Source organism: Rhodococcus marinonascens NBRC 14363 (genome assembly GCF_001894885.1).
GTDB classification, from domain to species: domain Bacteria; phylum Actinomycetota; class Actinomycetes; order Mycobacteriales; family Mycobacteriaceae; genus Rhodococcus_F; species Rhodococcus_F marinonascens.
On sequence record NZ_BCXB01000010.1, the window covers coordinates 1 to 22378 of the forward strand.

General features: G+C 66.1%; 19 protein-coding genes. 10 read left to right on the plus strand and 9 right to left on the minus strand.

Features of this window, described 5'->3' with window-relative positions; all coding sequences use genetic code 11:
- Nucleotides 1-129: 129 nt before the first annotated feature.
- Together RM2_RS09030 and RM2_RS09035 are read right to left on the minus strand one after the other, a co-directional pair.
- Nucleotides 130-2382 carry an Ig-like domain-containing protein gene (locus RM2_RS09030; RefSeq protein WP_169846695.1) on the minus strand — a complete coding sequence of 751 codons (2253 nt, stop codon included), beginning with the start codon at nucleotides 2380-2382 and terminating at the stop codon, nucleotides 130-132.
- Between the two features lie 386 nt (nucleotides 2383-2768).
- Nucleotides 2769-4580 carry an AMP-dependent synthetase/ligase gene (locus tag RM2_RS09035; protein WP_072688643.1) on the minus strand — a complete coding sequence of 604 codons (1812 nt, stop codon included), beginning with the start codon at nucleotides 4578-4580 and terminating at the stop codon, nucleotides 2769-2771.
- 171 nt (nucleotides 4581-4751) lie between these two features.
- Between RM2_RS09035 and RM2_RS09040 the strand changes: the two genes are divergently transcribed.
- The 8 genes from RM2_RS09040 to RM2_RS09075 all read left to right on the plus strand — a co-directional run bounded on the left by RM2_RS09040 (nucleotide 4752) and on the right by RM2_RS09075 (nucleotide 11352).
- Complete coding sequence (locus RM2_RS09040) at nucleotides 4752-5171, plus strand: polyketide cyclase / dehydrase and lipid transport (RefSeq protein ID WP_072688644.1); 420 nt, start codon at nucleotides 4752-4754, stop codon at nucleotides 5169-5171.
- 153 nt (nucleotides 5172-5324) lie between these two features.
- Nucleotides 5325-5762, plus strand: a complete 438-nt coding sequence (locus RM2_RS09045; RefSeq protein ID WP_072688508.1) for an SRPBCC family protein — start codon at nucleotides 5325-5327, stop codon at nucleotides 5760-5762.
- Nucleotides 5759-7000, plus strand: a complete 1242-nt coding sequence (locus RM2_RS09050; protein WP_072688509.1) for an ArsA family ATPase — start codon at nucleotides 5759-5761, stop codon at nucleotides 6998-7000. The genes RM2_RS09045 and RM2_RS09050 overlap by 4 nt, the downstream gene beginning before the upstream one ends.
- The gene (locus tag RM2_RS09055) at nucleotides 6997-7428 is read left to right on the plus strand and encodes a hypothetical protein (RefSeq protein WP_072688646.1); all 432 of its coding nucleotides are present in this window, start codon (nucleotides 6997-6999) and stop codon (nucleotides 7426-7428) included. The genes RM2_RS09050 and RM2_RS09055 overlap by 4 nt, the downstream gene beginning before the upstream one ends.
- On the plus strand, nucleotides 7425-8420 hold the full coding sequence (locus RM2_RS09060; RefSeq protein ID WP_072688510.1) for an ROK family protein: 996 nt from the start codon (nucleotides 7425-7427) through the stop codon (nucleotides 8418-8420). The genes RM2_RS09055 and RM2_RS09060 overlap by 4 nt, the downstream gene beginning before the upstream one ends.
- A gap of 130 nt (nucleotides 8421-8550) precedes the next feature.
- Nucleotides 8551-9318, plus strand: a complete 768-nt coding sequence (locus tag RM2_RS09065) for a lysophospholipid acyltransferase family protein (protein ID WP_072688511.1) — start codon at nucleotides 8551-8553, stop codon at nucleotides 9316-9318.
- Nucleotides 9319-9418: 100 nt separating this feature from the next.
- A complete protein-coding gene (locus RM2_RS09070) occupies nucleotides 9419-9910 on the plus strand; it encodes a polyadenylate-specific 3'-exoribonuclease AS (RefSeq protein WP_072688512.1) in 492 nt (163 codons plus the stop codon).
- 56 nt (nucleotides 9911-9966) lie between these two features.
- The gene (locus RM2_RS09075) at nucleotides 9967-11352 is read left to right on the plus strand and encodes a class II 3-deoxy-7-phosphoheptulonate synthase (protein WP_072688513.1); all 1386 of its coding nucleotides are present in this window, start codon (nucleotides 9967-9969) and stop codon (nucleotides 11350-11352) included.
- A 46-nt stretch (nucleotides 11353-11398) separates the two neighbouring features.
- Here RM2_RS09075 and RM2_RS09080 read toward each other — a convergent pair whose 3' ends face one another.
- Nucleotides 11399-13411 (minus strand): Stk1 family PASTA domain-containing Ser/Thr kinase, encoded by a 2013-nt coding sequence (locus tag RM2_RS09080; protein WP_072688648.1) that lies wholly within the window; start codon nucleotides 13409-13411, stop codon nucleotides 11399-11401.
- A gap of 130 nt (nucleotides 13412-13541) precedes the next feature.
- Between RM2_RS09080 and RM2_RS09085 the strand changes: the two genes are divergently transcribed.
- Nucleotides 13542-13910: an Rv2175c family DNA-binding protein gene (locus tag RM2_RS09085; RefSeq protein WP_072688514.1), complete on the plus strand. Its 369-nt coding sequence runs from the start codon at nucleotides 13542-13544 to the stop codon at nucleotides 13908-13910.
- 4 nt (nucleotides 13911-13914) lie between these two features.
- On the opposite strand, the gene RM2_RS09090 is transcribed toward RM2_RS09085, so the two are convergent.
- The 4 genes from RM2_RS09090 to RM2_RS09105 all read right to left on the minus strand — a co-directional run bounded on the left by RM2_RS09090 (nucleotide 13915) and on the right by RM2_RS09105 (nucleotide 19357).
- On the minus strand, nucleotides 13915-14856 hold the full coding sequence (locus RM2_RS09090; protein WP_072688515.1) for a phytoene/squalene synthase family protein: 942 nt from the start codon (nucleotides 14854-14856) through the stop codon (nucleotides 13915-13917).
- Between the two features lie 7 nt (nucleotides 14857-14863).
- Nucleotides 14864-16474 carry an alpha-(1->6)-mannopyranosyltransferase A gene (locus RM2_RS09095; RefSeq protein WP_072688516.1) on the minus strand — a complete coding sequence of 537 codons (1611 nt, stop codon included), beginning with the start codon at nucleotides 16472-16474 and terminating at the stop codon, nucleotides 14864-14866.
- Between the two features lie 127 nt (nucleotides 16475-16601).
- Nucleotides 16602-18158 carry a phytoene desaturase family protein gene (gene crtI, locus RM2_RS09100; RefSeq protein WP_072688517.1) on the minus strand — a complete coding sequence of 519 codons (1557 nt, stop codon included), beginning with the start codon at nucleotides 18156-18158 and terminating at the stop codon, nucleotides 16602-16604.
- A gap of 8 nt (nucleotides 18159-18166) precedes the next feature.
- A complete protein-coding gene (locus RM2_RS09105) occupies nucleotides 18167-19357 on the minus strand; it encodes a polyprenyl synthetase family protein (protein ID WP_174553838.1) in 1191 nt (396 codons plus the stop codon).
- Nucleotides 19358-19493: 136 nt separating this feature from the next.
- On the opposite strand from RM2_RS09105, the gene metF reads away from it, so the two are divergent.
- Nucleotides 19494-20441: a methylenetetrahydrofolate reductase [NAD(P)H] gene (gene metF / locus RM2_RS09110; RefSeq protein ID WP_218017219.1), complete on the plus strand. Its 948-nt coding sequence runs from the start codon at nucleotides 19494-19496 to the stop codon at nucleotides 20439-20441.
- Here metF and RM2_RS09115 read toward each other — a convergent pair.
- Both RM2_RS09115 and RM2_RS09120 read right to left on the minus strand, forming a co-directional pair.
- On the minus strand, nucleotides 20434-21594 hold the full coding sequence (locus RM2_RS09115) for a glycosyltransferase family 2 protein (RefSeq protein WP_072688652.1): 1161 nt from the start codon (nucleotides 21592-21594) through the stop codon (nucleotides 20434-20436). The two genes, metF and RM2_RS09115, sit on opposite strands and share 8 nt — an antisense overlap.
- Before the next feature lie 23 nt (nucleotides 21595-21617).
- Nucleotides 21618-22358: an LppM family (lipo)protein gene (locus RM2_RS09120; protein ID WP_072688519.1), complete on the minus strand. Its 741-nt coding sequence runs from the start codon at nucleotides 22356-22358 to the stop codon at nucleotides 21618-21620.
- Nucleotides 22359-22378: the final 20 nt, after the last annotated feature.

Sequence of the window (22378 nt, forward strand, 5' to 3'; positions counted from 1 at the left end):
CTGTCCAATTACTGGATCGGCGTAGGCGATAGCGCACTTCTGGGTGCGTTGGTGCTAGTTGGCCAGGTGACCACGAATCGAACCGGCCGCCCGTCAACGCACACGGGCGGCCGGGGGGGCTAATTCACCTCAAGATCCGAATACGTTGCCAGCCGATCCCGTGTCCGTGCCGGTGCCGGTGCCGTCGTCGGTGACAGTGACGGTGACGGCCTGGGCGGTGGAGCCGAGGAAGCCCTGCGTTCCGCCGTAGACCGCGGAGACACGGCGATCGCCAGTCGCTGCGAAGGCGTGCGACAGCGTCGCCTTTCCGTCAGCCACCTGCGCCGGGGCTCCGATCGGGGTTGCGCCATCGAAGAACTGGACCGTGCCACCTGCCGGGTTCGGGGAGACCGTCGCGATCAGATCCACTGCAGCGCCCTTCTTCGCGGACGCAGGCGCAGTCAGCACCGTCGTGGTCGTGACGTCCGCTGGGTCCGGTACGGACACCGTGACGGTGTGGTTGGCGGAGGTGGATCCGATGAACCCGGGGACGCCGGAGAAGACGGCGGCGATTTGGTGGGGCCCATCGGTGTCGAACGTGTGGGGCAGGTTGGCGGTGCCGTCCGGGTTGACCGCTACCGCTGGGCCGAGATCAGCGCCGCCGTTCTTGAATTGGATGGTGCCTCCGGCCGGGTTCGGCGTGATCTGGGCGGTGAAGGCCACTTCGGTGCCGGCCATTGCGGTGGTCGGACCGGTCAGTGTGGTGGTGGTGACCTCGGAGACCGCGACGGAGTGGTTGGCGGAGGTTGATCCGACGAAGGCCGGGGTGCCGGAGAAGGCGGCGGCGATTTCGTGGGTGCCCGCGGTGTCGAAGGTGTGCGTCAGGGTGGCGGTGCCGTCCGGGTTGACCGTGACGGTGGGGCCGAGATCGGTGTCGCCGTCCCTGAATTGGATGGTGCCTCCGGCCGGGTTCGGCGAGATCTGGGCGGTGAAGGTCACCTCGGCGCCGGCCATTGTGGTGGTCGGACCGGTCAGTGTGGTGGTGGTGACCTCGGGTACGGACACCGCGACGGAGTGGTTTGCGGAGGCCGATTCGGTGAACACGGGGGTGCCGGAGAAGGCGGCGGCGATCTCGTGGGTGCCGCCGGTGTCGAAGGTGTGGTTCAGGACCGCTGTGCCGTCCGGGTTGACCGTGACGGCCGGGCCGAGGTCGATTCCGCCGTCCTTGAATTGGATGGTGCCTCCGGCCGGGTTCGGCGTGATCTGCGCGGTAAAGGCCACTTCGTCGCCGGTCAGAGCGGTGGTCGGACCGGTCAGTGTGGTGGCTGTGCCCTCGGAGACTGCGACGGTGTGGTTGGCGGAGGTCGATCCGATGACGCCCGGGATGCCGGAGTAGACGGCGATGATCTCGTGGGGACCGGCGGTGTCGAAGGTGTGGTTCAGGACCGCTGTGCCGTCCGGGTTGATCGCGACAGCCGGGCCGAGATCGGCTCCGCCGTCCTTGAATTGGACGGTGCCGCCGGCCGGGTTCGGCGTGACCTGGGCGGTGAAGACCAGTTCGTCGCCGGTCAGAGCGGTGGGCGGACCGGTCAACGTCGTGGCCGTGACCTCGGGGCCGGCCACCGTTACGGTCTGCGTAGCCGACTCCGAGCCTTTAGCTCTCGGGGTTTCCGAGAATTTGGCAGCCAGGGTGTGCGCACCATCAGTGGCCGGAGTCCACTCGATTGTCGCAATACCGTCGCCATTCAAACGACCGTCGCCGATCTTGGTGTCTCCGTCGTAGAAGCCGAGCTTGTCGCCCTCATGGCCACCGGTCACCGTGGCGCTCAGGGTAACCGGCGCTCCGACCACGGCGCTCGGCACCGGCGCGAGCGTCGTGGACGTGTTGTTCATCTTGACCGTGACCTTCGGGCCCTTGGTCTTGTACGAGCCGCTGCCGAGCGAGCCGTCGTAGGTCATTCCGGTCTTGAGTCCGACATTGCGATCGCAGTTCGCACCGACCCGGTAAGAGAACTCGAACGTATGCGATTTCGGGTCGAAGTACGGTCTCACCGTCCATGAGCCCTTTACCTTCGCCCAATCATTCTCCCGACTGTCGAGACTCTTGGACTTTCCGTCTACCTTCGCCGACACGAACTCCAGGCATGCCGGATGGTAGTCCTTGACCTCGTTGATGATCTCGAGGGCAATGCTCCGCTGGAACTTCGTTGACACGGTGATGGTGTCGCCCTCACGGGGGTCCACATTGCTGATCGTTCGGGTGAATTTGCTATTGCCATCGCTCCACGTGATCTTGTCGGACGCCGCACTCGCGGCGCCGGCACCGACCGTCACCGCCAATCCGGCGGCCATCGCGACAACACCCACGCCGCCGACCACGCGGCGAATGTTCCTTGCAAACATGCAGACCCCTCCACGACGGCTCGAAGGCATCAGCAAGATGCCCGGCCGTCCAGATTTCTCGTTGTATCCAGCGCTGACAATTCCGTGCAGTAGACCACATCGATTGGTGGCGCAACGGCCTTTTCGAAGACTGGTGTGGACGGGTGTCCAACAAAGGTCCCCGCAACCAACGGAGATGGTGATCGTCGACCGGCGCATCCGGACAGGTCTCGAAGGGCGAAGACAGGAACGACCGATTGGCGGCTCTCGGACACGGTCGACGACCGCTGCGCCTTCCCTGGGGCCGGTACCCCCGGATCGGAGGCACGTGGCACCGAATCGATTGCCGCGCAGTTGTTGCCAGAAGCCCTCCCGATGAAGAGCCCGAACGTGACGACTACCTCGACCTACTTGGAGTAGATGGCGGCGATGTCGTCGGCGAAGCGCTCGTGTACCACGTTGCGCTTGAGCTTCATCGTGGGCGTGAGTTCACCGGTCTCCTCGGTGAAGTCGACGGGCAGGACCCGGAACTTCTTGATCGCCTCGGCGTGCGATACGAGCGAGTTGGCCGCGGTCACGGCTGCGTCGATCTCTGCCGCGAGATCTGCATCAGCGAGCAGGTCCGCGACCTTGGTGTCGGCCGGGTTGCCGTGGCGCTCGTTCCACGCCGGGAGTGCGTCGGCGTCGATGGTGATCAGGGCTCCGATGAACGGTTGCTGATCGCCCACCAGGATGGCTTGGCTGATGAGGGGGTGGGCGCGAAGTTGATCCTCGAGTGGGCCGGGGGAGACATTCTTGCCACCCGCTGTGACGATGATTTCCTTCTTGCGACCCGTGATGGTGATGTAGCCCTCTGCGTCGACCGAGCCGAGGTCGCCGGTGTGGAACCAGCCGTTCTCGAGCGCCTCGGCGGTGGCACTCTCGTTGTGCCAGTACCCGCCGAAGACCACAGGTCCCGACAACAAGATCTCACCGTCGTCGGCGATTCGAACCGAGTTGCCCGACAACGGCTTACCGACCGAGCCGACCTTCTGCTCGCCGATCGTGTTGACGGCGAACGCCGCCGACGTTTCGGTGAGGCCGTAGCCCTCATAGATGGTGATGCCGATCCCGCGGAAGAAGTGACCGAGGCGCGCGCCCAGCGGTGCGCCGCCGGAGATCGCCAGCTGGCATTTGCCGCCGAGCGCGACCCGCAGCTTGGAGAACACGAGCTTGTCGAACAGTGCGCGCTTGGCCTTGAGGATGAGCCCGGCGCCACCCTTGTCCTGGGCCTCGCTCCAGGCGATTGCCGTCTCGGCGGCAGCGTCGAATATCTTGCCCTTGCCCTCGTTGTGTGCCTTGCTGTGTGCGCTGTTGTACACCTTCTCGAACACGCGCGGGACGGACAGGATGAAATCGGGCCGGAACTCTCCGAACGTGGGGACGAGGTTCGGGATGTCGCTGGTGTGCCCGAGCGTGGCGCCGGCGTCGAAGGACGCGATGCTCACCGCGCGTGCGAGGACGTGCGCCATCGGCAGGAACATGAGGGTGCTGACACCGGGGGTCTTCAGCACGGTGCCGAGGCTGGAATCGAGGATGCCCTTGGACTCGGCGATGAGGTTCGCGTGGGTGAGTTGGCACCCTTTGGGTCGGCCGGTGGTGCCGGAGGTGTAGATGAGGGTGGCCGGATCGGCGGCCTTCAACGCCGCGACGCGGGACGTGACATCGGAGTCCGATATCTCGGAGCCCAGCGCGGTGAGTTCCGCGACGGCGCCGCGGCCTTCGTCGGCCGGATCGATCTGGTAGACGCCACGCAGCGCCGTAGCCTCGGCGGCGACGGACTCCACGGTTGCTGCGTGGGCGGCGTTCTCGACGACGAGATGGATCGCGGCGGAGTCCTCGAGAATCCAGCTGACCTGCCCCGCGGAAGACGTCTCGTAGATGGGGACGGTGACGCCGCCGGCGGCCCAAATAGCGAAGTCGATGAGGGGCCACTCGTACCGGGTGGCCGACATCAGCGCGACCCGGTCACCCGGCTGCACGCCGAGGGCGATGAGGCCCTTGGCCACCGCGGTGACCTGCGCCGCGAACTCGGCGGACGTGACATCGGACCAGTTTCCACCGATCTTGCGCTTGAACACGACCAGCTTCGGGTCGGCCGCGGCGTGGGCATACACCGAGTCGACCGCGGAGGAGTCCTCCGCGATGGTGTACGACAGTGGCGCGCTGAACTCGGGCACGAAAACCTCCGACACAGAAAATACTGACTAGTAGAATTGTTCGGTTCAACTCTAGCCCGTTCTCCTCATGGTCCGTGTCCAGCCCAACGGGCGGTGCAAAACGCAACGTCACCAGGGGTTCTTCGGAACCGGCGTGAGGACCCCGAACGGTGATATGTGAAGCTAGTCGCCGTGAGCAGCATTCAGGTCGCAGACCAGACGTTCATCGTGGCCACGCCCCAGCGGGTCGCGGCGGCGATCGCGCCGCGCAGTCGCTGGCGCCGCTGGTGGCCCGATCTCACGCTCGCCGTCGGGGAGGACCGGGTCGAGAAGGGTATCCGCTGGACCGTGGCCGGTGCCCTCACCGGCACCATGGAGGTATGGCTCGAGCTGGTGATGGACGGGGTGATCGTTCACTACTTTCTTCACGCTGAACCGGCCCGGATCGGCGGGTCCCCGGATCGGGCTGCCCCCGATCTGGCTGCCCCGGATCGGGCTGCCCCCGATCTGGCTGCACTGAATCGCCGTCGCCGCGTCGAGGGCAAGGTGATGTCCTTCGAGGTGAAGAAGGAACTCGAGGCGGGGCGACCGGCCGGCGAACCACCGTCCTGACGCAGGTCGGTGCCGCCGCGACGGGACCGGCGTTGTGTCGGGGCACAACGATCGTGTGTGATGGTCGGGCAGGATAAGAGATAACGGAACCGGTAACGGTGCAGCCCGGCCATCGACGAGCGGGCCCGTCAGGCGAAAGGAAGAGTTCACTCCATGCCAGAGAGGACCAAGAGGTCGATCAGAATCGAGGCGCCGCCCGCCCGGGTGATGGATGTGATCGCCGACTTCGATGCATACCCCGTATGGGTGACTGCTGCGAAATCCGTCGAAGTTCTCGAGTCTGGAGAGCAGGGCCGGGCGGCCCGGGTGCGTTTCATGCTCGACGCGGGAATGGTCAAGGACACGTACGTCCTGCGATACGACTGGGCGCCCGACGGCAAGTCCGTCAGCTGGGAACTCGTCTCGGGCGAGATCCAGAAATCGCAGTTCGGCTCGTACGTGCTCGAGGACGCAGCGGAGGGCGGCACCACCGTTACCTACGAACTCACCGTCGACCTCACCATTCCGATGATCGGCTTGTTCAAACGTAAGGCGGAGAAGGCGATCACCGATACCGCTCTCAAAGAACTCAAGAAGCAGGTAGAAGGCTGAACGGCGAGCACCGTCCCGGGTCTGCTCGGGTCCAATTCTTCGTAGGAAAGGGGGGTGTCGGGAAGACAACGCTCGCCGCCGCGACAGCGCACGCGGCCGCGGAGCATGGCAACCGGACGCTCCTCGTTTCTCTCGACCAGGCGCATTCCCTCGCTGATGTACTCGGGATCGGCGGTGCCAGGGGCATTGTGTCGGTGGACGTCGGCCTCGACGTCATCGAACTGGACACGCTCTCGTTGCTCGAAACGCGATTCCGGGGTCTGGCAGGAGTTCTCGCCGCCACCGGCGCTCACGACCACGGTGGCCAGTTGTCGGCGCTCGAACCGGAGGAGTTGACCGGTCTTCCCGGTGTGCAGGACGTGCTCGGACTCCTTGAGATCGTTCGGTTCGCGACCGGGGGCGACTACGACGCCGTCGTGGTCGACTGCCCACCCACAGCGGACTGTCTGCGGACTCTCGCCGCGCCCACAATGGCTCTCGACTACGTCGAACGGGTGTGGCCGCAGCACCGCCGGATGACCGCGGTATTGGGATCCGACCCTCGGCTCGTCATGCTGGTGTCGTTGATCGAACAGGTGGTGTCCTCCGTCGGCGGGGTTCGCGAACTGCTGGCAGATCGTTCGAAAACCACTGTGCGCCTGGTGACGACACCTGAGCGGATGGTCTTGACGGAAACCCGGCGAACCGTCGTCGCCGCGGCTCTCTCCGGGCTGCGCATCGACGCGATCCTCGTGAACAACGTTCTGCCGCAATTTGATCTGCCGTCAGAACACGACGATCCCGGTGTGGCCTGGTTGATCAGGCGACGAGCGCTTCAGCAGAGGGTGCTCTCGGAACTCACCGCCTCCGCAGGTGCCACCATGATCCTCTCGGCGACCCGGTCGGTCACGGAGCCGGTAGGGTTGGCCGATCTCGGCGGTATCGCCCGAGAGTTGTATGGCGACACCGTGGACGCGGTGGCGGTGTTGGGAAAGAACCCACCGGCAGTGCGGGTGGGGCTGGAATCGGGAGCCGGTGTGGATTCTGTGTACACGATGCGGATGTATCTGCCGCTCGTGAACCCGTCGACGTTGACGTTGGGACGAGTGGAGGACGACTTGGTAGTGGGGGCTGAAGGGGTGCGCCGTAGGGTCCGACTCGCCTCGGTTCTGCGCCGGTGTGTCGTTGCGGATGCAGAACTCGACGGATCCGACCTCGTAGTGCGTTTCACGCCCGATCCGCAGGTGTGGCCGGTATGAACGACGACCACGCACAGGTGATGGAGGAACTGCGAGTCCTCGCCGAGAGTGTCCTCGATCGTCTCGAACCGATTGTGCGGCGCGCTGCGGCCCCGCACCCGCAGGAGTCGGGCGAAGAAGTGGCTGCGGACACCAGTCAGCGGTCGGGATGCACGTGGTGCCCGGTCTGTGCTCTCGCGGCGCTGATCCGCGGTGAGCAGCACGAACTCGTGACCTTACTTGCCGGTCAGGCGTCCGTACTGATCGTGTTGCTACGACAGATTCTCGACGAGCACCGTGTCCACGGCGCCCCGGGGCCCGACGGTGCCGGGGCTTCGAGTTCCGGCGCGACGGAAGGAACTACCGACGCCGAACCGGCCCGCGGTCCGGCGTTCGTTCCGATCACTGTGCGCGTCGCCGATCCCGCTTCGGCACAATCGTCTCCATGAGTACAGCCGCGGGTAGCGCAACGAACGGCAGTTCGGCACTGACTATCGGCATCGATGTCGGCGGAACGAGTATCCGGGCGTCGGTGGTCGATTCATCAGGTGAGGTACTGGATTCCCACCAGTCGCCAACGCCGGCGTCGGCGACGGCCCTCGAGAACGGCCTCGACCGCGCGGTGCGCGAGTTGGCGGCACGGCACGACATCGCCGCGGTGGGGTTGGCGGTCGCGGGGTTTGTCACGCCCGACCGCACCACGGTGCGTTTTGCGCCGCACCTGCCCTGGGTGGGTGCGCCGGTGGGCCGAGACCTCGGACAGCGATTGGGTCTTCCGGTGGTTCTCGAACACGACGTCAACGCCGCTGCATGGGCCGAGTACCGGTTCGGCGCGGCGGGCGGTGGTAGGAACGTGTTGATGCTCGCCATCGGAACCGGCATCGGCGCGGCGTTGCTCGCGGACGGACAGTTGTACCGCGGCACTCACGGCGTCGCACCCGAACTCGGGCACATCCAGGTCGTACCTGACGGCCGTCCGTGCGCCTGCGGCAAACGTGGCTGCTGGGAGAGGTATTGCAGCGGGACCGCACTGGTCGACACTGCGATCGAACTGTTGGCCGCGGACCCGGCAGCCTCGACACTCCTCGCCCGGGAGGTTGCGGTCGATCCCGGTGGGCTCACTGGGCGGTTGATCGCCGGCGCCGCGCAAGACGGAGATCCGCTGGCACTGGAGACGATGCGGGAATTCGCCCGGTGGTTGGGTGTCGGACTGGCGCTGATCGGTGATGTGTACGACCCGGATCTGGTCGTGATCGCGGGTGGTGTCGCGAGTTCGTCACCGCTGTTCATCGACGAAGCCCGCGAGCACTACGCCGCGCTGACGACGGGGGCCGGGCACCGGCCGCTCGCTCGCATCCGGCCTACCCAGTTGGGGGAGGCGGCTGGCATGATCGGAGCGGCCGAACTTGCCCGAGCTGTCCTGCCCGATCGGGTAGGTTGACGGCTTACCCGATCGAATTAGCCCCGCGCAGCGATGCCGTCCGGGGCGCGTCGGCGTGTGTAGCGGCCCTCACCCACCCGAAGTAGAGTCGGTCCGAACAAGGCTTGGGTTGTGAACGGGAGGGAACGCGATGATGTACTGGCTTTTCAAGTATGTGTTATTGGGGCCGCTACTTTGGGCGGTGGGTCGGCCGACCGTTGAGGGTGCGGAGAACATACCGGCCAAGGGCGGAGCGATCCTGGCGAGTAACCATCAGGCGGTTCTGGATTCGTTCTTTCTGCCCCTGCGGGTACCGCGGAGGATCACTTTTCTCGCCAAGAGCGAATACTTCACCGGGACCGGACTCAAGGGTGCATTCCAGCGCTGGTTCTTCTCCGCGGTCGGCCAGGTGCCGATCGACCGGACGGGCGCCGACGCCGCGCAGAACGCGTTGAACGCCGGACTGCGAATCCTGTCGGATGGCAAGCTTATGGGTGTCTACCCCGAGGGCACCCGGTCGCCCGACGGCCGCCTCTACAAGGGCAAGACCGGCCTGGCGCGCATGGCACTCGAGTCCGGAGTGAAGGTCATTCCTGTCGCCATGATCGGAACGGAGAAGGTCAACCCGATCGGCTCGCGGATGTGGCGCCCGGCGAAGGTCACCATCCGAGTCGGGAAGCCGATCGACTTCTCCCGTTTCGAGGGTATGAGCGGCAACCGCTTCGTCGAACGGGCGGTCACCGACGAGGTCATGTACGCGCTGATGAAATTGTCGTGTCAGGAATACGTCGACATCTACGCGGCGACACTGAGGAAGACGGCACCCACGGCAGCGGGCGCGCCGGCACCGGTGTCCGATTCGGTGCCGGCGACCGATGCCACCGACGTCACGCGATTGCCGGACACGCGGGCGAGTTAGAGGCCCTCTCAGCCGGCGGGCCACTCAGCTGACGGCAACCACGGCAGGAAGTTATAGGGGGGACCCGGTCGGCCCGGGCGGGTGAGGCATAGTTTACGGCGTGCGTTACTTCTACGACTGCGAATTCATCGAGGACGGTCGGACAATCGACCTGGTGTCGATCGGGGTGATCGCCGAGGATGGACGTGAATTCTACGCGGTGTCATCCGATTTCGACCCCGAGCGGGCGGGCAGGTGGGTGCGGAGGAATGTGCTGCCGAAGCTCCCGCAGCCGTCCTCGCCGCTCTGGAAGAGCCGTGCCCGCATTCGCGACGACCTCTTCGCCTTCCTGATTCCCCGGCCCGGTATCGTCCCCGAACTGTGGGCTTGGGTCGCGGCCTATGATCACGTCGCCCTCTGCCAACTCTGGGGTGACATGACGGAACTGCCGCAGTCGTTGCCCCGGTACACGCATGAACTCCGGCAGTACTGGGAGGAACACGGCAGCCCGGTGCTTCCACCTGCTCCGGACGACGCGCACGACGCCCTCGCGGACGCCCGGCACAACCTTGCGAAGTTCGAAGCCGTTCAGGCTGCGCGATCACTTCGGTGACCTGGCCGGCCTGACCTGACTCGCACTAACTTCGGTCGAGCGAATACCCTGTAGGGGTGAACTGGACTGTCGACGTGCCGATCGACCGCTTGCCCGAACTCCCGCCGCTGCCCAGCGCGATGCGAGAGCAACTCGATGCTGCGCTGGCCAAGCCCGCCGAGCAGCAGCCGCAATGGCCCGAAGGCCATGCAGCCGCCATGCGGACCGTCCTCGAGAGCGTGCCGCCGATCACGGTGGCCAGTGAGGTCGAGGCCCTGCAGTCCAAGCTGGCTCAGGTGGCCCGCGGAGAGGCGTTCCTGCTTCAGGGCGGCGACTGTGCCGAGACGTTCGCCGACAACACCGAACCGCACATCAAGGGCAACATCCGGACGCTGCTGCAGATGGCCGTCGTCCTGACCTACGGAGCGAGTCTGCCCGTCGTCAAGGTCGCCCGCATCGCCGGTCAGTACGCCAAGCCGCGGTCGTCGAATATCGACGCCCTCGGGTTGCAGTCGTACCGCGGCGACATGATCAACTCTTTGGTCGCGGACGAGGCGGTGCGCGTGCACGACCCGTCTCGGCTCGTCCGGGCCTACGCGAACGCGAGCGCCGCGATGAACCTGGTCCGCGCTCTCACCGGCGCGGGCATGGCCGATCTGCACAGGGTGCACGACTGGAACCGTGAATTCGTCTCGTCCTCCCCGGCCGGTGCCCGCTACGAGGCAATCGCAGCGGAGATCGACCGCGGCTTGCAGTTCATGAATGCCTGCGGTGTCTCCGACCCCAGCCTGCAGCAGGCGCAGATCTTCGCCAGCCACGAGGCCCTCGTCCTCGACTACGAGCGCGCAATGCTGCGTCTCGACAACGACGACGATCACCCCAAGCTTTACGACCTGTCGGCCCACTTCCTGTGGATCGGGGACCGCACCCGCCAACTGGACGGCGCGCACATCGCCTTCGCGGAACTCCTGGCGAACCCGATCGGCCTGAAGATCGGCCCCAGCACCACGCCGGAGATGGCGGTCGAGTACGTCGAGCGACTCGACCCGACCAACAAGCCGGGCCGTCTGACCCTGATCTCACGAATGGGCAACGGCAAGGTCCGCGACCTGCTGCCGTCCATCGTCGAGAAGGTTCAGGCCACAGGCCACCAAGTGATCTGGCAGTGCGACCCGATGCACGGCAACACGCACGAGGCGTCCACCGGCTACAAGACCCGGCACTTCGACCGCATCGTCGACGAGGTCCAGGGATTCTTCGAGGTCCACCATGGTCTCGGTACCTACCCCGGCGGCATCCATGTCGAACTCACCGGCGAGGACGTCACCGAATGCCTCGGCGGCGCACAGGACATCTCCGACGTCGACCTGTCCGGTCGGTACGAGACCGCCTGCGACCCGAGGCTGAACACGCAGCAGTCGCTGGAACTCGCTTTTCTCGTCGCGGAGATGCTGCGCGGCTGACCGCTGGCATGCACGCTCAGACCCTCACTGCCCTGCTCCCGCGGGGTCAGGGCAGTGAGACCAGCGTGACCGTGCTTCCGGGCTTCACCAGGTCGCCGCTGCCCGGATTCTGACTGATGACGAGTGATCGGTCGGTGTCGGCGACCTGACGCACCTTCACGTCGAGTCCGAGGCGGCCCAGTTCCGCACGCGCCGATCCGGTGTTTTCCCCGATCAGGGACGGTACCCGCACTGCATTGGACACGCTCAGCGTCACACTGGTACCTGCGTTTACGCGGGTGCCGGCCTTCGGGTCGGTGGTGATCGCGCTTCCGGCCTCGGCCTTCCGATCGAAGTCGCTGGTGGTGTCCCGCACGACGATGCCGACCGCATCGAGCGCCGCGCGCGCCTCGGCCTCCGACATGCCCATGACATCGGGAATGTCTACCGGCGGAGCACCTTTGCTGACGATGACGTTGACCTCTGAACCGGTCGCGAGTTCGGTTCCCGGCGGTGGATCCAACGCGGCCACCCCACCGATCGGAACGTTCACGCTGAATGCCTGACCGCCATCGACCGGGGTTAAGGTACGGTTCCGGAGCTCCTGCTCGATCGGGCCGCGGTCACCGTCGGCAGGCAGGGCCGGAACGGTCGGTCTGCCGAGGGACACCAGGAGAGCCACGGTGCCGTCACGGGAAATTCGTGAACCTCCTGCCGGATCGGTTCCCAGCACGGCGTCGACGGCAGAGTCGTCCGAATACTGGCCGCGGATCTCCGTAGTAAGCCCCGCTGATTCGATCGCGGTCACCGCGGCACCGCTGTCCAGGCCGTCGATGGACGGAACAGCGGTGTACCGGCCCGAACCCATCCACCAACCCCCGATTCCTACCGCCGAGGCGAGCATCAGAACGATGAAGAGCCACACGATCGTGGTGCGCCGCGACCGTTGGCGTCGGGCGGCGAAGCCCGCGTAGTGGTATCCGTCGTCGGTCTCGTCGGAGGTGGCGAACTCGTGCGAACCGTCGACCGGAAGGCGTGGCGTCTGGGTGGTGACGACCCGAGTGTGCTGGACGCCGGGTTGTTCGGGTATCTCCGTGGGTGGGTGGTGCACCGGGCCGGCGGGTGGGAGATGCACTGTGGCGGCGGGTGGGAGATGCACTGTGGGCGATGGGGCCGGGTGGGGTGATGCGGTGAGCGCCGTCGCCGCTGCGACGTGTTGCGCAGAGCGTCGCGGTGCCGGCACCCGGTATGTGGGCAGGTCGAGTGAGGCAGCGATGCTGCGCAGCGACGTGCCCATCTGCTCTGCGTTGGCGAAGCGGTGGGACGGCTCGCGGTGGGTGGCTTCGGCGACGAATTCGTCGAACTCGGGCGGGACACCGGCGATGAACGAACCGGGCAGGGGAACGTCTTGGTTGATCCGCTGGTAGGCGATGGACAGCGACGTGTCACCGGTGAACGGGGCGCGTCCGGTGAGGAGTTCGAACAGGAGGACGCCGGTGGAGTAGACGTCACTGCGGGTGTCCGCAACTCCAGACGTCACCTGCTCCGGCGACAGGTACGCGGCGGTGCCCAGAATCACGCTGCTAGAGGTGGTGTTCGATGCGGCCGCGGCGCGCACCAGACCGAAGTCGGCGATTTTCACCTCGCCACTGTCGGAGATCAGGATGTTTTCGGGTTTGACGTCGCGGTGCACGAGGCCGGCCCGGTGCGCGACGGCGAGAGCATCCAGAACAGGACCCACGACCGCGGCGACGGCGTGCGGGGGCATCGGCCCGCGTTCACGCAGGAGTTCGCGGAGCGTTCCACCGTCGACGAGTTCCATTACGAGGAACACATGGCCGCGGTCGTGGCCCTGGTCGTAGACCGCGACGAGGGACGGATGCTTGAGCCGGGCTACCGAGCGGGCCTCGAACTCGAACCGGGTGAGGAACGCTGGATCGGCGGCGAATTGCGGATCCATGACTTTGATGGCCACCGGGCGGTCGAGGCGCGTGTCGAGCCCCCTGTAGACGGTGGACATGCCACCACGCGCGATCACGGCATCCACCCGATAGCGCCGGTCGAGCAGTTCGCCGATCAAACGTTGACCTCCATCGTGCACTGTGTTTAACCCCCCGAGTGTGTGCAGCCCGGCTATTCGGGCCTCTCAATCGTAGCCAGCTACCCCGACCGGTAGCGCCACCCGGGAAGCAACCGGATAACTTAGGGGAGTGAGTGCGATCCCTTACTGTGACGATGTCCTGGACCCTTCCATCTCGCTGCTCCAGTTGGTGGATGCCGCGAAGAACCTCGGTGTGGCTGTCACCCGCGTGCAGCAACTCCTGCGCGACCACCAGTTGCTTGCCGTCCGTCGCGATGGCTTGCTGGGCGTTCCCGAACTCTTCTTCGGCAAAAACGGCGAGATTGTCCAGTGGTTGCCCGGCCTTATCGCCGTGCTGCACGACGGCGGATTCAGCGACGAGGAAATGCTGCGCTGGATGTTCCGTAGCGACGACAGCCTGCCGGGCACACCCGCGGAGGCCCTGCACGGTGACCTTGCCCGCGAGGTGATCCGGCGCGCTCAGGCGATGGGTTTCTGAACTGTCACGACCTCCGACCGCGGGTGGGTAGCGTGAGCCGGGCGAACTGGGGGAGTGCAACTGCCCACCGATCTCTCCGGGGCACGGTGGCGCGCCGGTCGAGAACCCGGTAGCCCCCGCGTTCGATTTCGTCGAGGATGCGCGAGTACAGCACGTACGCGGTCCGGATTCCAGGTTGCACCCGCCGGTCCAGCATGGCAATTCCAGGTTCGGCGCTCCGGTACACGGACCGTGTGATCGAGATGAGATGGGCGAGCGCCCGCACGATCCGCTGGTCGGTCGTTCCGGTGCGCCGACTGAACGCGAGAAGTTCGGTATCGACCCCGAACGCTCTCAGCTCGCGTGCCGGTAGATAAACGCGGCCTCGGTCGAGATCCTCGCCGACGTCGCGGAGGAAGTTTGTGAGCTGGAACGCCTCGCCGAGAGCCGCGGCGTGCGGTTCTGCGTCGGCCATCCGCCCGGTCGTCCCGAGGACGGGCAGCATCTGCAGCCCGACGACGACGGCCGAACCGTACATGTAGGTGCGAAGATCGGCCAGGGTGCCGTATTCGGTTCGGTGAGCCGGGGTTCCGGGCACGTCCATCCGCATGGAGTGCAGGAACGCGAAGAAGTAGTCGTGCGGAATTTCGAAGTAGGCCACTGTGTCGAGGAATGCGGGTAGCACCCGCTGCATCCCACCGGGACACGCATGCGATCCGACTGCGCTTCGATCGGAGAAACAGAGTCGCAGCATCGCGTCGATCCGATCGAGTTCGGTGGCAACGTCCTCGGCAGACCGGCCCGCATCGACGTCGACGATGTCGTCGACCGTGCGGGCGAACCCGTACAGTGAATGCGCCGCGGCCCGGCGACGTGCGGGAAGCAACCGGGTGGCGAGATGGTAGGTGCGCCCGTGCTCTGCAGCCACCGCGCCGCAGTACCGATAACTGTCCGCCAGATCGCTCACGGGCGCCTCACTCGATGGCGGGTGACGACGTAGCACGTGCTGGGTCGGAGGTGTGCTTGCTCTCTTGCGGGCGTTGACGTGGGGTGCGCAGACGCAACGGGTCGACCGAATGCAACGACATTGCGGCGATTACCGCCGCGAACGTTGCGAGCACTACGTGCGGGAAGGTGTAGAGGCCGATCGACCCGTCGGGTTGGAACACCAGCATCAACCAGGTGGACAACCCGACGAGGATCATCAGCGTTCGCAGCGACAACGCGAAACCTGCGGCGATCGCAATCGGCCACGAGTAGTACCAGGGCAGAGCAGCAGGCGACAGGATCACGATGGCGACCAGGACGATGAGGATTCCGAGGATCGCGTCGCGTTCGGTCTTCCGGTATCGCCACCAGGCCGCCAGCACGATCACCACGAGGGCAACAGCACTGATCGGGCGGCTGATAGCCAGTACCTCACTGAGTCGCAGATCGGCGAACCACGAGGTTCCGACCGTCACGACATGGGCGACGATCGTCGGCAACGTCAACCAGTTGATGATCTTGTTCGAGCCGGACAGCGCGCTCATCCAGCCGAGTCCGACTCCGGCGACAGCGGACGCCCCGGCGAAGATGACCACGAATACCGCGAATCCCGCGCTCGCTGTCTTCGCGAACAGCGAGAGGGGTGACGCTGGTGTGCGGCCTTCCGACTCGGCTTTCTCTTTCTCGTGCAGCATCCAGATCCACACTATGAACGGAAGTGCGGCACCCGCGGTGGCCTTGACTGCCACGGCCACCGACACGAGCGCGATTCCGGCGAGGTGGTGACGCTCGAGTGCGAGCGCGATTCCTGCCATCATCAGGCCGACCATCAGGAGTTCGTTGTGGACACCACCGATGAGGTGTATGAGGACCAGAGGATTGAGCACCGCGAGCCACAGTGCGATGGCAGGATTTCCGCCGAGGTGTCGGGCGAGGTGGGGGACCGCCCAGACCATGAGGGCGAGCCCCGGCAGCATCGTAATTCGAAGAAGCATTGTTCCCGTGATCACGTTGTCGCCGGTCAGTGCAGTGATTCCCTGACTGAGAAGCAGGAACAGTGGGCCGTAGGGCGCGGTGGTCGTGGTCCACACGTTGCTGACATTGTCGAGGAGGACTCCCGGGTTGACCACCGGTCCCACGGCGTAGGGATCGAACCCGTCACGCAGCAGCGCGCCCTGCGCCAGGTAGGAATAGGCGTCCCGGCTGAACATGGGAACGGCCAGCAGTAGAGGTGCCGTCCACGCCGGGACGATCAACCGCAACTGTCCCAAGCTGACGTTCCCACGGAGCGTTCCGCGACCCAACCGCACCCAGGCGGTGATCATCGCGACGACACCGATCCAGACGATTATGGTCGACAGAACGTAGCCGTGACCGAACCGCAACCAGGACAAGTGCATCGATTCGAGGAGAGGGTCCACGCGGCGCACGCTGCCCGCCCCGAAACCGCCGAACGTGATCATCGCCGCGCCGGCGAAACCGAGGATCGCGGCATGCCCCTCCGGACTGCGGAGGAAGTCGGCCACGGTGTGTAGCCGCGGCCGTTGTGGCGTGGTCGTAGCAGGCGCGACGCTCGCCTGCCGGGCAGAGGACGTCATGAGTGCTGAATTCCTCCCCGACGTGAGTTCGGTTGCGCCCGTAACGTGCGCATCGCGTGGTCGAGGAGTCAGTTTAATTGCTGTTGGAACCGGCTCTCACCATGCCTTGCCAATATCGCCGCACGATTCAAACTTTCGACGGCCCCGTGATTCGCGCAGCGGCGAGTTTCCCTGACAACAGAACGGAAGGAACCCCGACGCCTGGAACGGTCCCCGAGCCGGCCAGGACGACGTTGTCCAGGCCCCTGACCAGGTTCGGGCGCCGGAACGGTCCGGTCTGTCGGAACACGTGTGCGGCCGCGAACGGACTGCCTGCGGCCATCCCCTTGCCGAGCCAGGTCAGTGGGGTGTCGACATGGTCGACTGCGAAGTGCGTCACGATTCCGGTGTACCCGCGTGTCTCGAGTTCACGCAGGAGCTCGCTCACGTACGGCTCGGTCAACGAGGCCCAGTCCAGAGGTGCGCTGTGTAGGTTCGGACAAGGTGCGAGCACCGACAGCGGTTCCGCGGGGACGCCCCCACGGTCGACGACCAGACCGGGATCGGACACGGCGGGCCGGGTGAGTAGCAGCGAGGGGTCGGTCATCAGGCGCCCGCCTCCCGCCCGTGCGGTGATCTCCGCGAACGTTTTCTTCCACGCGTGGCCGAAGTCGATCGTGTGATGGCGCCGCGCCGGCCACTGCGCACTCACCGAAGTGGGTACGGTTCCGTGCAGGACCACGGCGGACGGCGACACTCGTACACGCCGGGGACTCCGGCGTGACACCGGGCGCAGGAGATCGTCGACCGCCGCGGTGTCCGGCGTCAGGACCAGGGCGTCGCAGCCGATCCGGTCACCCTCAGCGGTGCAGACGGCGCTGACGCGGTCGTCGGCGCCCTCGATACGCGTGACCTCGGTCTCGAATCGGACCTCGCCGCCCGCAGTGGTGAGCGCATCGGCGAGGGCGAGAGCTATCGAGCGCATCCCACCCCGGGGGAAGTAGACGCCCAGAGATGTGTCCATGTGAGCGATCGCACCGTATACCGCGAGGGCGTCGGCGGGAGCGACCCCGGCGTACAGGGCCTGGAATGTGAAGATCCGACGAAGTCTCGGATCGGTGATCGTGCGATCGACCCGAGCGCCGAGTCGGCCGAAGCCGCCGAGTGCAGCCAGTTTCGCCAGATCCCGTGCGGCCGCGGGTGAGGAGACGAGATCGAGTGGCGAGTCGAAGTTCGCGTCCATGAAGCGGTGGTATTCGGCGTCGAAGATCCGACCGAGCCAGCGTCGCAGGGTCAGGTATCTGGCTGATTCCTCCGGTCCGCACACCCGAGTGACCTCGGCGACCATCGCATCCGGGTCCGAGTGGACGTCCAGCGACGAACCGTCCGCGAACCGTGCGTGATAGGCAGGTGACAGGCGCTCGAGGATCAGTGCGGGACGGGTGGAATCGAGGTCGGCGCCCACGGCGGCGAGCGCGTCACGGACCAGTTCGGGCATTGTGAGCACGGTGGCGCCGTTGTCGATGTCGTAGCCGGGACCCTGGTAGGTGCCCACCCGGCCACCGGGTGACGACTCCCGTTCGAGGACGGTGACCCGCACGCCCGATCCGGTGAGGTACAGGGCGGCAGACAGACCGGCGAGTCCGGCACCGACCACCACGACATGGTCGGTGCGGCCGAGCACCGTACGGAGTGCGCGAGCCATCGCGGGCCTCAGTACGTGCGCCGCGTCGCGGCGGCGGCCATCTCGGTGAGTTGCTGTTTCGCCTCGGCGGTGGCCGTGCTGGTTGCCAGACTCGACAGTGCGTTCTCGACGAGTTCTCCGATTTGCTTTTCCACGTCGGCCACCGCGCCGAGCGAGGTGATCGTGTCCCGCAGGGTGTCTACCTCCGCATCCGATATGTCGGATCCGACACTCCGGCGAAGCCATTCGGCAATCTCCGGGTCCTCGGAGTCGGCGCGCTGCAATGCCTTGGCGAACAGGACGGTGCGTTTGCCTGCCCGAAGGTCGTCGCCGGACGGTTTCCCTGTCACCGCAGGATCTCCGAACACCCCCAGGAGATCGTCCCGTAGTTGGAACGCGATTCCGATGTCGGTGCCGAATCGGCGGTAGGCAGAGACGAGGGCATCGTCGGCGCCGGCAAGCGCGGCCCCGAGGTGAAGTGGCCGCTCGATCGTGTAGGCCGCGGTCTTGTACCGGTTCACCTTCATGGCCGCATCGATCGACTCGTCCGCCCGCGCCTCGTTGCTGATGTCGAGGAACTGCCCGCCGAGTACTTCGGTGCGCATCGCGGACCAGACGGGGGAGATCCGCCGCGACGCCTCGGGACTGATCCCCGATTCCCGGATCATATCGTCCGCCCAGGCCAGCGCGAGATCGCCGAGGAGAATCGCGACGGCCTCGCCGAAGTGAGCGGAATCACCGTTCCAGGCGCCGTCGCGGTGGTGCGTTTCGAACTGGACGTGGACGGTGGGACTGCCACGGCGAGTCGTGGAGGCGTCGATGATGTCGTCGTGCATGAGTGCGCAGGCCTGTACGAGTTCGAGCGCCGCGCAGGCACGGAGCACAGGCACGGCTTGCGGGCCACGCGGGTCGCCGCCCGCGCCGAGCCAACCGGTCCACGCGAAAGCCGGGCGGACCCGCTTTCCTCCGCGAAGGACGAAGTCTTCGAGGGTGGTCACGGCGTCGCGATAGCTACTGCCGACCGCGTCGACCTGCTCCTGCCGACTGGTGAAGAAGTCGCCGAGCGCAATGTCGATCTCGGCCGCGAGTGCGCCGGGGCGGGTTCCAGCGGACAGCGTTGCCTCCAGAGTCGAATTTTCAGGGTCGAATTTCAGGGTCGAGTTTGCCAGGGTCGAGTTTTCGCGTGCACCAAACTCGGCGACACGCGTCGAGACAACCATAGTGGGCGGCTGGGGGTGCGCTCGGAGGTCGGGTTCTCGGTACTCACCAAGACGCAATGAGCGCCCGGCCCCTGGCTGTACCTATGCTGGATGGGTGACATTCGATTCCGTCAGGGGGCGGGCCAGCAAGGGTTGGGTGACCCGCACGCCATGCATCGTCGACCGGATTCGGTCGTGCGGCGACGGCCGAGTCCCTTTTTCCGTCGAGTTCTCGCCGCCGCGGGACGAGGCCGCCGAGGCTCGTTTGTGGCGTGCGGTCCGGGAGTTCGAGCGCCTGGGTCCGGCCTTCGTGTCCATGACCTACGGTGCGGGCGGGTCGACGCGCGACCGTACTGTCCGCATCACCGGGCAACTCGCCGAGGAGACCACGCTTCTTCCCGTGGCGCATCTCACTGCTGTATCGCACAGCGTCGACGAACTGCGCTCGATGGTGGGCGCCTACGCCGACCGTGGAATCAGCAACATCCTGGTCCTGCGCGGCGACCCACCCGGCGATCCGCTCGGTGAATGGCAGAAGCATCCCGAGGGTGTCGAGTACGCGGAAGAGCTCGTCCGGCTCGTCCGCGACCTCGGCGACTTCCACGTCGGCGTGGCATCGTTCCCAGAGGGGCACTACCGCGCGCCCGATCTCGCACACGACACCCGATACTTGGTGTCGAAGTTGCGCGCCGGTGCCGAGTATTCGATAACCCAAATGTTCTTCGACGTCGACGACTACCTGCGTCTGAGGGACAGGGTTTCGGCCCTCGACCCTGAGCAGGGTGAGAAGCCGATTATTCCCGAGATCATGCCGATCACATCCCTGCGATCGGTCCGGCGCATGCTCGAACTATCCGGATCGAGTCTCCCGGCGGAACTCGAGATGCGGCTCGACCGGGCGGCCGGTGACGGCCCCGAGGAGAATCGCGCCGCGGTGCGCGAGATCGGGATCGACCTGGCCACCGAGATGAGTGAACGACTCATCGCCGAGGGCGCACCGGGCCTGCACTTCATCACCCTGAACTTCGCCCGTGCCACCAGCGAAGTGCTGGCACGACTGGGCGACAAAGTGGGTTCCGGGACCTCATCGGCATCGGTCAACTGAGGGACCGGCCCTTCCACTGAGTTCGTCCGCGGCGGTGGTTACGGTGTGACGACACCGCCAGCGTCGTCACCGCGGCGATCGACAGTGGGTATGCGCACGCAACGGGCACATCGGTGACGGTGAGTGGGCCACCGCGTTCGAGCGCCCGCGCACACAGTCGGGACGCCGTCGCCGCGAGGTATCCCACCGCGCCCCACCTGCGCACACGCCCCCGCCCGACCGCGAGTGCCACCGGCGGCGCGACGTAGGCCACGGCCGCCGCACCCAGCACTGCGGTCGCGCCGATGCGGGAGCCGAAGGCCGTCCACAGCCAGCGATCGTATCCGCCGCGCAACGCGGCGGCGTCCACGTACATCCGGCACGACGCGGACCTGCCTGCGAGGGCGACCTCTGTCCGCCGGCCCCGGCGGCGGAGTAGACGTGCGAGGTCGAGGTCTTCGGTGAGGCTGCCTGCGACCGCTCGGTGACCTCCGACCTGGCGGTATTCCACGGAATCGAAGACCAGGAACTGGCCGCACGCCACCGCCGTGGATGGTCGCCGCGATCGGTTTGCGGCCCGGATGGGTAGTGTCGCCGCCCAGGTCCACGCGAGTAGTGGTTGGACGAGGATTTCGGTGATCGACCGCGCCTCCTGAAACGGCCACGGACAGAGCAGCGCTGCGCCCGATTCGCGCAGTGCGGAACATGCCGCGTTCAGGGCGTCCGGGTCCAACCGCACATCCGCGTCGAGGAATACGAGAATGCCGCTGCGGCCGCGGCCCGACCCGGCGGCGTGTTCGCCTGCTCGGTGACATGCGGCGGGCTTGCCCACCCACCCGTCCGGGGGTTCCTCGGTCCCCCTTTTCACTGCCAAGCGGGGATCCCCGGCGCACGCCTCCTCTGCCGCCGCGGCCGTTCCATCCGTGGAGGCATCGTCGTAGACCAGCACAAACAGGTCTTCGACACCGCGTTGGCGGCGTAGGTCGGCGAGGAGGTTCGGTAGTCGGTTGCGTTCGTCTCTGGCCGGAATGCACACCGTGACAGGTTCGGTGGTCGGGCTGGGGTCAGTAGGTAGCCGTGGGGCACGACACAGATTGATGACGGTCGTGACGAGTCCGGCAATCGAGATCAGCGAACCGATTCGAACCACCCGCTCGATCGGCGTCGCGCTCACGTCGAGCCCGATCGAACACCGGCTCACGACTTCGAGCGGTCCCTGTCGCGGCCACCGCCGGCCACCGGCTCCCTGTTGCGGGCGGCCACGGGTTCCCTGTTGCGGGCCATCCAGGCCAGCGCGGCGACGATCACGGCAACTCCCAGGGTTGCGCCGCCCATGATGCCGGCCCAGCCAGCGAAACTGCGTGTGCTGGGATCCTGGTAGCGCACCTCGGCTCGGATGGTCGAGGTGTCCCCCGCGGGGAGCGTCCACGACACGATGGAATCACCTTGGCGGGTTCCGTTGGTCGTGACGATTCTGGAGGGAAAGGCGACGGTGATCTGCACATCGGTGCCCTGAGCCGGTACGGAAGTGAGATCGGCCCTCCCATCGAGGGTCACGAGGTCTCCGGCCCGCTGCAACGAAATCTGGAAACTGCCGTTCGCCTGGTCTGACATTGAGCCGAGTTGTTGCACGTCGCCGAAGGTGAGGTCGCTGAAGAACGCCTGGCTGCCCACGTACCCGTCCTGCCTGTACTCCTGGACGCGGATCTTGTCCGACAGTGCGGCGGGCGGCGTGAGTTGCGGTCCCTGGTCCTGATCGTCCGTGGGCACGCTGGCGGCCACGATCTGACCGGACACCCTGTCGTCGGCAGACACACCCATCGACACCTGAACCCGCAGGCAGCCCGCGAGCAGGGGCACGAGGAGGAGGGCGAGGGCCGCGAGGGAGAAGCCCCGGCGCCGCGAGCGGATGGAGGTCGGAACTGAGGACGGTTGCACAGTTGTATCGTGCCAGGGGA

Bases quoted from the DNA above. Each gene is read 5' to 3' on its own strand.
- RM2_RS09030 (WP_169846695.1), bottom strand. From the start codon at position 2,382: ATGTTTGCAAGGAACATTCGCCGCGTGGTCGGCGGCGTGGGTGTTGTC.
- RM2_RS09045 (WP_072688508.1), top strand. From the start codon at position 5,325: ATGCCAGAGAGGACCAAGAGGTCGATCAGAATCGAGGCGCCGCCCGCC.
- RM2_RS09055 (WP_072688646.1), top strand. From the start codon at position 6,997: ATGAACGACGACCACGCACAGGTGATGGAGGAACTGCGAGTCCTCGCC.
- RM2_RS09060 (WP_072688510.1), top strand. From the start codon at position 7,425: ATGAGTACAGCCGCGGGTAGCGCAACGAACGGCAGTTCGGCACTGACT.
- RM2_RS09065 (WP_072688511.1), top strand. From the start codon at position 8,551: ATGATGTACTGGCTTTTCAAGTATGTGTTATTGGGGCCGCTACTTTGG.
- RM2_RS09095 (WP_072688516.1), bottom strand. From the start codon at position 16,474: ATGACGTCCTCTGCCCGGCAGGCGAGCGTCGCGCCTGCTACGACCACG.
- crtI (WP_072688517.1), bottom strand. From the start codon at position 18,158: ATGGCTCGCGCACTCCGTACGGTGCTCGGCCGCACCGACCATGTCGTG.
- RM2_RS09105 (WP_174553838.1), bottom strand. From the start codon at position 19,357: ATGGTTGTCTCGACGCGTGTCGCCGAGTTTGGTGCACGCGAAAACTCG.